General features: G+C 36.8%; 10 protein-coding genes. 2 read left to right on the top strand and 8 right to left on the bottom strand.

Features of this window, described 5'->3' with window-relative positions:
- A partial coding sequence (locus ACH0QE_RS24550) for a hypothetical protein (RefSeq protein WP_415803064.1) occupies nt 1–394 on the top strand: 394 nt, incomplete at its 5' end.
- A gap of 304 nt (nt 395–698) precedes the next feature.
- Here the strand turns inward: ACH0QE_RS24550 and ACH0QE_RS24545 are convergent.
- The 6 genes from ACH0QE_RS24545 to ACH0QE_RS24520 all read right to left on the bottom strand — a co-directional run bounded on the left by ACH0QE_RS24545 (nt 699) and on the right by ACH0QE_RS24520 (nt 7,059).
- Nucleotides 699–1,721 carry an anti sigma factor C-terminal domain-containing protein gene (locus ACH0QE_RS24545; RefSeq protein ID WP_415781241.1) on the bottom strand — a complete coding sequence of 341 codons (1,023 nt, stop codon included), beginning with the start codon at nt 1,719–1,721 and terminating at the stop codon, nt 699–701.
- Nucleotides 1,714–2,214, bottom strand: coding sequence for an RNA polymerase sigma factor (locus ACH0QE_RS24540; protein WP_415781240.1), 501 nt, complete (start codon nt 2,212–2,214; stop codon nt 1,714–1,716). The genes ACH0QE_RS24545 and ACH0QE_RS24540 overlap by 8 nt, the downstream gene beginning before the upstream one ends.
- Nucleotides 2,215–2,456: 242 nt before the next feature.
- Nucleotides 2,457–2,909, bottom strand: a complete 453-nt coding sequence (locus tag ACH0QE_RS24535) for a DUF5412 family protein (protein WP_415781239.1) — start codon at nt 2,907–2,909, stop codon at nt 2,457–2,459.
- A gap of 114 nt (nt 2,910–3,023) precedes the next feature.
- The gene (spoIID, locus tag ACH0QE_RS24530; RefSeq protein ID WP_415781238.1) at nt 3,024–4,067 is read right to left on the bottom strand and encodes a stage II sporulation protein D; all 1,044 of its coding nucleotides are present in this window, start codon (nt 4,065–4,067) and stop codon (nt 3,024–3,026) included.
- A gap of 458 nt (nt 4,068–4,525) precedes the next feature.
- Nucleotides 4,526–5,248: a hypothetical protein gene (locus tag ACH0QE_RS24525; protein ID WP_415781237.1), complete on the bottom strand. Its 723-nt coding sequence runs from the start codon at nt 5,246–5,248 to the stop codon at nt 4,526–4,528.
- Nucleotides 5,249–5,763: 515 nt separating this feature from the next.
- A complete protein-coding gene (locus ACH0QE_RS24520) occupies nt 5,764–7,059 on the bottom strand; it encodes an IS110 family transposase (RefSeq protein WP_415803063.1) in 1,296 nt (431 codons plus the stop codon).
- 289 nt (nt 7,060–7,348) lie between these two features.
- On the opposite strand from ACH0QE_RS24520, the gene ACH0QE_RS24515 reads away from it, so the two are divergent.
- Nucleotides 7,349–7,831, top strand: a complete 483-nt coding sequence (locus ACH0QE_RS24515; RefSeq protein ID WP_415777958.1) for a hypothetical protein — start codon at nt 7,349–7,351, stop codon at nt 7,829–7,831.
- A gap of 133 nt (nt 7,832–7,964) precedes the next feature.
- Here the strand turns inward: ACH0QE_RS24515 and ACH0QE_RS24510 are convergent, their stop codons facing one another.
- Complete coding sequence (locus ACH0QE_RS24510; RefSeq protein ID WP_415777957.1) at nt 7,965–8,351, bottom strand: DUF3888 domain-containing protein; 387 nt, start codon at nt 8,349–8,351, stop codon at nt 7,965–7,967.
- Between the two features lie 473 nt (nt 8,352–8,824).
- Nucleotides 8,825–10,120 carry an IS110 family transposase gene (locus tag ACH0QE_RS24505; protein ID WP_415803062.1) on the bottom strand — a complete coding sequence of 432 codons (1,296 nt, stop codon included), beginning with the start codon at nt 10,118–10,120 and terminating at the stop codon, nt 8,825–8,827.
- Nucleotides 10,121–10,243: the final 123 nt, after the last annotated feature.

Below are 10,243 nucleotides of genomic sequence, written 5' to 3'. Positions count from 1 at the left end.
GTATACCTATGAGTCGAATGAATTTTCGGATTTAGTACTAGACAAAAGGGAGATTTACTTCAAAATTCGAGAAGAGATCTTCAAAAGTAGCGAAAAGACTGACTTTATCTCATTTAGAGAAGTATCGTTCCTCTTAGGAATTAAAAAATCTGATATTCAGTACTGGATAAAAAGTGGTCGATTTGGTGGGTTTGACCATGAGGATACAGATGTAATTCCATTTCAAAACTTCATGGACTTTCATGAAAGGTTCATAACAACATTAGAGCTGGCAATAAGACTTAACCTTCAAATCAAACAGGTAATTAAAAAATATACATTAGGAAAACTGATTTCTATATCTGGTCCCCAAATGAACGACGGAAAAAGACTTTTATTTTTACGACAACAATAGAGTAGGGATGCTTAAGTTCATAAAAGTAATCAACGAAACACATTGAAATAATAGGCCTGTATCTATCAAATTATTTAGTGATACAGGCCTAGCCTTCTTAAACATAAGCACCCTTATGTTTAAGTACAGTTCTTCACAAAAATTCTTTCTATAACAGGAATGTTGCCCAGTTTGTTAAAAAAATTAAATTCGACAAGTAACGGCACTTACCCTTTCTCCGATAGACCTGCTTGCTTACACGAACTATAAACAAAAAGTTTAATGGCCTCAGAGCCATCGCACTTTTTGTTTATTAATTTTTCTATTAGTAATCTGTTTCCGTGAAAGCTCCGAAAACTGCCGCTCGAATCTGCTTAGTCTCCTTAAGAGCTTCCAAATCCTGCGGGGTGCCAGTTACTACAACTCCAATAATGGGGACTTCCTCTGCCAATAGTTCTTGTTTACCATTCCGAAGTAAGTCGTAGATCCTTTTGAATTCTTCGGAATATTTATTGTTCTTCAAATGCTCTACCCCACTCTTAAGGTCTCGTAAAAAATACGCTTCACTTGGCTGGTCTGTTCCTTGATCCTCGTCAAATCCATAAACCTCGTCTGGAAAAAGAGGGCTGGTGCCCACTTCCTCCGTATTAAATTTAACAGAACTCAATCTTGCGTCTTCTTCCTTGAACGTATCTACCCAATACCACTTGAGTGAAACCTGTTTTGGAAGGAAATTTCGAACTTCTGAAGGTGAGTAGCTTTCATTAAATGAGATAGCCATTTCAATAATTTGATTTGGATTCATTTTTGATAAATGCTCCAAATCATTCCGAAGTCCATCATAACTTCCATCCGGATGATAAAACTGTAAGAGTCGTTCTTTTACCTCCCGGTTAAAATACCTTGGTGTATTACCTGTTTCATCGGTAATCTGAATAGGTGAATGATCTCCCAATATTCCACTGGATCTGCCTAGCAAATTGTATCTTATGGTCTCGTCACTCCAGTCCACCGGTTTGTTGTCGAGCATCTTATACTGTGTAAATGTAACGGACCCTTCAAAAATTCCATCTCCATTCAATTTGTATCCAACTTCAAGTACATTTGGATTCCGAATGGTACTATACATTCGATAATCGTGTATGGTGTTGGCTTGACTTAACCCCATCAGCGATATCCATCCTATAGAAAGAATAATTATGACTCCTAAAGATGCTAGAGTGGATATAACTATTTGTCTTTTGAAAACTTTCCTTTGAGCCTTCTTTACAGTCCCTTGAAAAGTATCCATCTTTGCATCTTGTTCAAAGGTGTCATTTAACTCTTTCTCATCAACCTTTTTATTCATCAGATTCCCTCCCGTACAACGATTTGAATTGCTCTCGAGCCCGGTATAAATAAGTTTTTGTAGTTCCAGGGTTTATTTCAAGATTCGTTGAAATCTCATCGTAGCTCATTCCAACCAGATATTTTAGGACTAATAAATTTTTGTATAGCGGCTTCATTTGATTCAGTGTTTTATCGATTGACCTCTTTCGCTCGTTGTCTATTGCCACATACTCAGGTAGGAGGCCAGTGTCTGCAAATTCGTTCCCTTCTATGGAGACAGTTACTTGTTTCTTTTGTTTTCGACATAAATCATAATATTGATTTAATGCCACACGAAAAATCCAGCTGGATGCCTTTTGGGGGTCAATTGATTCAATATGGATGATAAATTTATAGACAGTCTCTTGAAGAATGTCTTCAGCATCTCTTGGATTGGCCCCGATTTTTATTAAGTATTTATAAATGAATTTCATTTTTTCATCCAGTATTGGCTGTAGACTATCAAATCTCAAGAATCCCCCTCCTTTCACCTATAAAACGAATTTAAAATAGAAAGGTTAACAAATTTGAAAAAGTTTTCTCATATAAAAAAGGCTACCATTTGGAAGCCTATAGTTACATAAAATATTTATTGATACTCCACTAAACTGCTTCGTAAGCACAATAAAGAATTCAACAAAAAAGACGATAAACCCTACCTTGAGCAACGCACCGCTAATTAAGTGCAATTCTTTACATTTTAGCTAAAGAGCATTTAATCCCTTTCATAACAAGTTTCATATTTATCTTTCATTACCAAACTTTCACAGGCTGCACCAGACTCATCATAAATTTCTTTCCCTATTGTTAATTTAGTGCCTCTGTTTTCTTTTGGAACTCCTGGAGCCTCATTTATAATGTTTAATGTTTCATCGTCTACCCAATTCATAGAAAAATTACTTTTTCCTGGAGCAAAGTATATAGTACTAACTTTATTGCCCTTACCTTCAGTAATTTCAACCCAAACATTTACACCACCCGCTGCTCCACCATACGTTTTATAATATGAGTTAGCTATATACTTTCCATTAGGTGATTCCACAGGACCTACAAAAAACTCACCGTTATTAAACTTAAATGTATAGGTGAATTTTTTATATACGAACATAAAGATCATACTAAATACGACAATCAAAAGTATTTTATATCCTAGTCTAATGCTCCTCAACCTACTTATCCCCCGATTCCTGTGTGCTCTTTCTTCTTTAGATAAACTGCCTCGTTTGTTCCATAAAGGATTCAACAAAATAGGGGGTTAATCCTTCTTGGTTCAATAGAGAATTTAGGAGTTATTTTGCCTTTGCACAACAAACTCATTGTAATTTTGATTTGAATTTATATCCTCCACTTTAATACCCTTATAATAATATTTTAATATTTCTTGATAGGTCTTTCCCTCCTTTGCCATACTATTTGCCCCGTACTGGCTCATACCAACCCCGTGTCCATATCCTTTGGTTGTAAATTTAATAGTATCATCTACAATATTAAAGCTAAAATCCGTTGATCTTAAGCCTAAAGCCTTTCTGAACTCATCACCGGAAAATTCCTTTCCGTTAATCTCAATAGAGGATACTCGATTTGTGGCAGTTCTTTTAACGCTAATATCATTTGTTAATTTAACGCCTAATTTTAATTCAAATTCTTTTGAAGAGAATTTTTTCGTTCCAAAAAAATCAGGGGAATTTTTATCCCATTGGCTAGGAACACTTCTTAGATATGGGAGGGATGCATTCCAGTAGTCTTCTGAGTTCTCCGTATAACCGTTGCTTATAGCGAAGAAAGAAGAATCAATGAGTTCACCATTGTGAGAAATTATTAACCCTTGGGTATCGTTTACAGCTTGAGTTATTTTCTTTATATATTTGTCAAAATTATCATTTTTCCACATAGCCTTTAATTCATCCTGACTTTTATAAACTTGATGTGATGTGGAATCTGTAATGTCAGCTCCTTGTGGTACTTCAGGTATACGATTTTTCTTGTCTGACATCAGAAATCTAAGGATATAAGTTCTTGCACTTATTGCCTGTGCTTTTAATGCTTCCAGCTCATAACTTGCGGGCATCTCAGCAGCAAGTACACCTTTCAAATATTCCTCTAGATACAGATTTTCAACTTCTTGATTATTCATTCTATAAACTGCTACGGTAAGGTTTTCTGCATAAGGTTCAGTATTTTTAATAGATGGATGTGTCGGTGACAATGTAGGTATGTGTTTTGCGTTTTGAATTGTCGTATTTGTATCAAAAGCAATAACAATTACTGATGGTAGACCAAGAACAATTACTATGAAAGAAAAAACAACAATGTAAATAGATTTCATTAAAAGCCTCCATATATTTTTACTAATATATATGGTAGCCGTACAAGCATTTAGAACAGATATTTTACAATAAATGTAATTTTAAAACTGGAATTTTTCTTATTAAACTACATCTTTACTTATCTCCTTCAACATTCCTGCATCGTTAGCTCAATAGAAAAAGCTGTCTAAGCGACAGCTCTTATTTTGATTTTTGATTCTTTCCTTTGCTCTTCTCATATTTTCCTCAAAAAGCAAAGAAAGCGAACAAAGAAATAGCTCCTAATATACCTCCGACCACTTGGACGATTTGTGCTGTTTCCCAACCCAAAAAAATCACCTCAAGACTTCATATTGGTTATAATAATAACTTATTCGACCAAAACAAACCCCTTCCTTCTTCAACTATCCTGTTTCTATAGTTGAATAAACAAAAAGTGCAGCCGAGCACTACCTATTTAACACTCGCACCCTTTAGTTTACTTAGTTCTTGATGACTTATAAGGTGCTGCCTCAAATGTTACAGATTCAGCCTTATACATTTTTCCATCCCAAGCATATTTAACGGTTAAACCACCAATATTTGCTTCTGGAATCGTTACAAAAACGTTTGCTGTGCCATAAAGTATTCCTTCTTTAGGTATATACTCTTCAATTGACCCTGCTCCAGGACGGTCAACTGGAGTGTAGTAGCCAAATTTTGAATAGTCTACTACATAATTCTTTTTACCAATTGAAATCGTAATTTCATTACCTTTCTGCTCCATTTTTACTAGTCGTTTAATGGCATCCTTTATAGGCTCAACTGGTACCTCTTGAAAATTATAAAAACCAACATCACCTTGATGTAAAATGTGAATAGCTTTTGTTGATACTCCTGTACCCGAACCTGTTACTAATTCAATGATAATGTCCTCTAGCTTATCGGCATTTAAATCTTCCTTATATAATTTTGGATCATAACTATAATTTATCCATTTAGGAAAGTTATAAAGTCCTCTCCCAAACTCACCAACTTGGACAGTAAAATTCTTATAGTCCATCCCATCCTTATCTGCGATTAAGTAAATATTTTCATACCATCTATCGGGATCATCTACTGTAATACTCCTAATTACAACTCGATCTATCGCATAAACTTTTTCCAAATTCCCAAATAACATCATAAAAATAACACTGATTATAAAAAATTTATTGAACATATTTACACCCCTTTTGTACTTAAATTCTCCAAAATGAATTTTAAAAAACATAAGTACAGAGAGTAAATTAATTTATTTCCTTAAGCAACTATCCTCCCTCAATAAAAGAAGAGAAAACGCCAATATACTCATGTTTTCTTAGAATTTCATAGTTGTTTACCTTTCGGTAACTGGCTTTACAAATGGAGAATCTTCACTTGAAAGGATTTTTTTGGACAGAGTAAGAAAAAAGAGCCACATCCCACTAACCAGTTCCTTACAGAAATTGGTGGAGGAGTAAAAATATAACCGCACTGGTGGATGTCCACATTTACTCATGGAGGTCAACCCTCCCATGCCTCACAGAGTCTACGCTCTCAAATTCCTTCGTCCAACCTTTCCATGAGGTTGATGTCAGCCATGCTGCCCCACAGGGTCTTAGCCCGTAATTTAGTTGCTTTGCCGACTAATCCATGCTTCAAATGTCTCCAAAATCTATAAAACCAGAACTACTATTCATCTAAAATAAAACAGAGTTACGCTGCCATTTCCGTCTTCTTTGCTAGTGCCAAATGAGGGATGTCCTTTAACATCTTTTCTTCATTAAACTCAAATTGCTTTTTACCAATACTAAAGAGGATTCGGATTAGTTTATTACACAAAGCGATCAGGGACTGCATCTTCTTTAATGGATTGTCCGGACGTTGAGTATAGTACGCATGTAACGCCTTAAATGCCGTATTTTTTGCGACGAGAATCATACAAACCCGGAATAACAGCGCCCTGAGTTTCTTTCTGCCTCTTTTTGTGATGGTCGTTTTTCCTTTGTGCTTACCCGATGTATTCTCCTTTAAGCTTAAGCCGGCCAGCTTAATAATTTGCCGGGGATGAGTGTATTCGCCTAAATCCCCTACTTCCGCGAAGAAGCCCGCAATTGTATCCCTGCCCACACCTTTTATAGCTAACATTTGTTGTACGCCTGGTATCTCATCAAGCAGACCGTCTATTTTTGCATCCAATTCTTCGAATTGAGACTGGATTAATTCATACTTAGCTAGAATGGTTTTTAGCTCCAGCCTGGCCATTTCGGCACCTTGTCGAAGTCCGATGGACTTACTGGCTGCCTGTTTTAACTCGCGAATCTTGTTTAATCCAACACTTCGTGATACGGATTTTCTCAAATGGACGAGTAGTTCTTCTTCGGTGAATACCGCTATTTCATGTGGCAAGGCATAGAGCTTTAAGAATTGCAAAGCAGCCTTACCTTCCCATTTCTTAAATACCTTGAGGAATTTCGGAAAATACCGGTCAATCCAGTTGTGCACCTGTCCTTGGACCGTTTGTAGGTCTTCAGTTAAAATATCGCGTATTTTTTTTGCCACCCGGAGTTCTGCATAAACACCTTGCGGTATTGTTGGTTCAGCGTATCTTCCGTCCTTGACCAGCTGGGCTATGACCTTGGCATCTTTCACATCATTCTTGGTAGGTGAGTTATCATCCAACTCCTTGCTTTTCTTGACGTGCAAGGGGTTTACAGCGACAAATTTAATCCCGTTTTCTTTTAAAATATGGGCCAAGTTGAACCAATAATGGCCTGTCGGCTCCATGCCAACCAGCACTTTTTCCATACGCTGTTCTTTTTTAATTTCCGAAATCCATTTAAGAAAATGCTCAATTCCTTCTTTAGTATTTTCAAATTGACATGGAGATCCAAACTCTATTCCCCTGAAATCCTGGGCACGTGCCACATGCTTGAATTTTGCAATATCGACTCCTATAATAAGAGTCTGAGAAGTTATTTGAGCAATCTTCTTATTCTGGTTATAATTCATTTTAAAGCCTCCTGGTATTTGAGATATGTGTCCTTTTTGCTGGCCAGCGTCAGGACTCTCTCATTCTACCAAGAGGTTATTTTTTTGTTCAAACTCCATTTTCCTTTATTACAGGAATGCTGCCCCTTTTGTTTAATAAGGCATTTAGCAAAAACGTGCTCAAGCCTTCCTGGTTCAACGCACTCCTTAGTTTAGGTGCATTGATTCACCATATTAATTATCATATTAATAACTCTTGTATAACTTAAACAGAATCTCCACACATTATAAATAGAATGGAGGAGATATAGTGAAAAAGATATTAATGATACTTGCTGCACTTTGTATAGTAATTTTTCTCCCAGCACCATTAATTACAACAGAGGCATCGGAAAAAGCCTTACAAGAATTACCCGAATTTATGCCTTCAAGTAAGGAAAAAACTCAACTGTATGGTTCTTTTATTCTTGATCTTTACCATAATGAAATAATGAGGGCAATGAAAGATTACTACAACGGTAACAATATAAACGGCTATGCAACACATCCACAGATTGATTCGGTATCTATTTCGTTTATAGGAAATAAAGAATATAAAGGTATGGAAAAATATTCATATGTCTTGAAAATCAGTTTAATTCCTTCATCCAGTGATGGAAAAACTTTCGGAACTGATACCTTGTACTTTGCGGTCGAGCCATCCCGTCAAACAACGAAGAATCTTCCTAAAAAATATCCACCAGTTGAATTGATCAAGTACGAACACAGTAAGCCTCCGCAAAATACAAAATGATTATCAAGAACACATAATGTGTTCTTTTTTAATTCTTATTAAGCTAACCTGCTCCGTTTGCTTAATAAGGAATTCAACAAAAAGAGCCTTAATCCTCCTACCGGATTAAGGCTCTATTAATTTAAATGTAATTTCAGGGATAGGTTTTCAAATGTTTAAAGTTTATTAATTTGCCCTCTGTATTTATCAAAACTTCATCTATTCCATAACTATTATGAGCAAGATAGTATGGATATACCCTTAGAGTTAGTTCATATAGACCACCCATACCATATACCTGTTTTATTTTAACTATGTCTGTATCGAATGTAGCCCAGGTAAGTCCTGCCGGAGCATTTTTATCATCCATATATATTTTTTCGATGGCTTCATCTACTGGCTTTCTTAGGCTGCTTATTAGGGCGTATTTTAGGGTTTCTGTTAATTCCGTATCAGCTTCATTTATGGTTTCTGCATTTATGACTTTGTTACTGCTTATTATTAAAAGTAACACCATAAAGATAAACGATACCTTTTTCATCTAATCACCTCTTAATAATTGTTCCCAAAGAGGTTACTTTATTCAACATAACTCCCTCAATAAAAGAAGCGAAAACGCCAATTTACTCATGTTTTCTTAGAATTTCATAGCTGTTAACTAATCAATAAATAGCTTTATAGCTGGAGGATCTTCACTTGAAAGGATTTTTTTGGACAGATTAAGAAAAAAGAGCTACAACCCACTAACCAGTTCCTTACAGAAATTGGTGGATGAGTAAAAATATAACCGCACTGGTGGATGTCCACATTTACTCATGGAGGTTAACCCTCCCATGCCTCACAGAGTCTACGCTCTCAAATTCCTTCGTCCAACCTTTCCATGAGGTGGATGTCAGCCATGCTGCCCCACAGGGTCTTAGCCCGTAATTTAGTTGCTTTGCCGACTAATCCGTGCTTCAAATGTCTCCAAAATCTATAAAACCAGAACTATTATTCATCTAAACTAAAACAGAGTTACGCTGCCATTTCCGTCTTCTTGGCTAGTGCCAAATGAGGGATGTCCTTTAACATCTTTTCTTCATTAAACACAAATTGCTTCTTACCAATACTAAAGAGAATCCGGATTAGTTTATTACACAAAGCGATCAGGGACTGCATCTTCTTTAATGGATTATCCGGACGTTGAGTATAGTACGCATGTAACGCCTTAAATGCGGAATTCTTGGCGACGAGAATCATACAGACCCTGAATAACAGGGCCCTGAGTTTCTTTCGGCCTCTTTTTGTGATGGTCGTTTTTCCTTTGTGCTTACCGGATGTATTTTCTTTTAAGCTTAAGCCGGCCAGCTTGATAATCTGCCTTGGATGATTGTATTCGCCTAAATCTCCTACTTCCGCAAAGAAGCCGGCAATTGTATCCCTGCCTACACCTTTTATCGCTAACATTTGTTGTACACCTGGTATTTCATCAAGCAGGCCGTCTATTTTTGCGTCCAATTCTTCGAATTGTAACTGGATTAATTCATACTTAGCCAGAATGGTTTTTAGCTCCAGCCTGGCCATCTCGGCACCTTGTCGAAGTCCAATGGACTTACTTGCTGCATGTTTTAACTCGCGGATCTTGTTTAATCCAACACTCCGTGATACGGATTTTCTCAAATGAACGAGTAGTTCTTCTTCGGTGAATTCAGCTATTTCATGGGGTAAGGCATAGAGCTTTAAGAATTGTAAAGCAGCCTTACCCTCCCATTTCTTAAATACCTTGAGGAATTCCGGAAAATACCGGTCAATCCAGTTGTGTACCTGCCCTTGGACTGTTTGAAGGTCTTCAGTTAAAAGATCGCGTATTTTCTTTGCCACACGGAGTTCTGCATAAACACCTTGCGGTATCGTAGGTTCGGCGTATCTTCCGTCCTTGACCAGCTGAGCTATGACTTTGGCATCTTTCACATCGTTCTTGGTGGGCGAGTTATCATCCAGCTCCTTGCTTTTCTTGACGTGCAAGGGGTTAACTGCGACAAACTTAATCCCATTTTCTTTTAGGATATGGGCTAGGTTAAACCAATAGTGGCCTGTTGGCTCCATGCCAACTATCACTTTATCCATACGTTGTTCTTTTTTGATTCCCGAAATCCATTTTAGAAAATGCTCAAATCCTTCTTTTGTATTTTCAAATTGACACGGAGATCCAAACTCTATACCTCTAAAGTCCTGGGCACGTGCAACATGCTTGAACTTCGCAATATCGACTCCTATAATAAGAGTTTGAGAAGTTATTTGAGCTATTTTCTTATTCTGGTTATAATTCATTTTAAAGCCTCCTGGTATTTGAGAGATTTGTCCTTTTTGCTGGCCAGCGTCAGGACTCTCTCATTCTACCAAGAGGTTATTTTTTTGTTCAAACTCCATTTTCTTTCATTACAGGAATGCTGC

Source organism: Mesobacillus sp. (assembly GCF_047739415.1).
Lineage (GTDB): Bacteria > Bacillota > Bacilli > Bacillales > Cytobacillaceae > Mesobacillus.
The sequence above is the reverse complement of the archived record's forward strand: the minus strand, read 5'-3'. Positions and strand labels throughout refer to the sequence as shown.

Coding starts and splice junctions, on each gene's coding strand:
- ACH0QE_RS24545 (WP_415781241.1), bottom strand. CDS start 1,721: ATGAATAAAAAGGTTGATGAGAAAGAGTTAAATGACACCTTTGAACAA.
- spoIID (WP_415781238.1), bottom strand. CDS start 4,067: ATGAAATCTATTTACATTGTTGTTTTTTCTTTCATAGTAATTGTTCTT.
- ACH0QE_RS24525 (WP_415781237.1), bottom strand. CDS start 5,248: ATGTTCAATAAATTTTTTATAATCAGTGTTATTTTTATGATGTTATTT.
- ACH0QE_RS24520 (WP_415803063.1), bottom strand. CDS start 7,059: ATGAATTATAACCAGAATAAGAAGATTGCTCAAATAACTTCTCAGACT.
- ACH0QE_RS24510 (WP_415777957.1), bottom strand. CDS start 8,351: ATGAAAAAGGTATCGTTTATCTTTATGGTGTTACTTTTAATAATAAGC.
- ACH0QE_RS24505 (WP_415803062.1), bottom strand. CDS start 10,120: ATGAATTATAACCAGAATAAGAAAATAGCTCAAATAACTTCTCAAACT.